Raw genomic sequence first — 1421 nt, 5'->3', positions numbered from 1 at the left:
TGTTTAGCCATAAATCACCTCTCAATTAGACCCTAGATCTAACTTAGTAAAGTGTCTACTAAACGTGGGGTACTCGGGCATATAACGCCCAATTAAACTGCCAAAAACATACAAATACTGTTTCTGCATACCACCATAAACACCGAACTCAACGCAAACTAAAAGTGCCACACGTTTTTGGTCTGTTTGAATTGTTTGTTATGAACGGACTTTACGGCAACCTCGGAATTCCAGCAAATACAAATGGTTGAGACACAGAGCCAATTCACAAAATGTTGGCAGCTACACGATAAACTCACAACGAGTTGACTTAAAACACCCGCTAAGCTTGGAAATTTGCAAAGCCCTGCCGCCCCACAGAATTCACGGCACAGCAAATGGCTGCTAGAAAAAATCACTTGGCAAAGTAGCCAAACAGCCAATTTGCCTTTCGATGAAACCCAAGCGGCATTTCACCAAAGGAACACTGCCGATTTTCAATTGGGAAAGATTCAAATCATGATGAAAAGAAACGCAAATATTGAACCTTAGCCCCTAATTTTACTGAACTTTCCTAGATGCTTCATAACGCCTGCATAACACGTTTGCTACGATACAGACCTAACTGAATTTTAACGCCTTAATCACTGAAACTAAAGGCAAACTAACAACGCCGAGTGTAGCAAATCGTGTTGATGCATTTGTTATATGCTATCCACAATTCTCTACTTGGTGAATTAACTCTATTGTTGAATCAGCGTTGATATGTGGTTCATAATCAAGGTGGTAGTTCATATCACAGACATGAAATGCCATCCCTCCATCAAGCGAGTTAGGATTTGTTTGATAGTCTTCGATTTCAAATTGAGCGTTCCATTGACCTGTAACTCCAGACATTTTTTTAATGTACACTTTATGATCAATTTCTATATCTAATTCTTAGCAAATATTTTGAATACAAATCCCACTTAAACATACTTTCGTACCATTATTTATCGCTAATTCAATGGCTGCTTTTAAATGATCTAAATTCAGCCGTTCAATATATGTTGCTACAGAATCAGGGTCATCTACATAATCATCAGTATCTACCGCTAGACCACCAATATGCTCTGCTACCTGATTTGCTATAGTTGTTTTTCCTGAACCCGAAAAACCGTCAAATACAATGACCTGAATATCTTCCCTATTCGATATCTCGTTAAGTAAATTATTAATCATTTAGCCCTCGACATTTAACTATAACTGCATATAACGCCCTGTTAAGGTGTGAGCAACGCAATACCGAAGCTCCCGCATACCACCTTAAACACTAAATTCAACGCATAGTAAAAATGCCACGCGTTGCGAATCACTCTTAAACAGTTTGTATGGATAATAAGCTCTCCAATCGGGTAAGGTGAGACCCAGACTTTAGCTGCAACTAAAGTTCTTCTATCTGG

General features: G+C 38.8%; 2 protein-coding genes. Both read right to left on the bottom strand.

From position 1 onward, the window contains the following. Positions 1-918: 918 nt before the first annotated feature. The gene (locus Q8W40_RS27945; protein WP_305402099.1) at positions 919-1200 is read right to left on the bottom strand and encodes an NB-ARC domain-containing protein; all 282 of its coding nucleotides are present in this window, start codon (positions 1198-1200) and stop codon (positions 919-921) included. Positions 1201-1241: 41 nt separating this feature from the next. Then, positions 1242-1421 (bottom strand): hypothetical protein (locus tag Q8W40_RS27940; RefSeq protein ID WP_305402098.1); only part of this gene is annotated, 180 nt, incomplete at its 5' end.

This window comes from Vibrio penaeicida, assembly GCF_030689305.1.
GTDB classification, from domain to species: domain Bacteria; phylum Pseudomonadota; class Gammaproteobacteria; order Enterobacterales; family Vibrionaceae; genus Vibrio; species Vibrio penaeicida_B.
This window is presented reverse-complemented; position numbering and strand designations above follow the sequence as displayed.

Bases quoted from the DNA above. Each gene is read 5' to 3' on its own strand.
- Q8W40_RS27945 (WP_305402099.1), bottom strand. From the start codon at position 1,200: ATGATTAATAATTTACTTAACGAGATATCGAATAGGGAAGATATTCAG.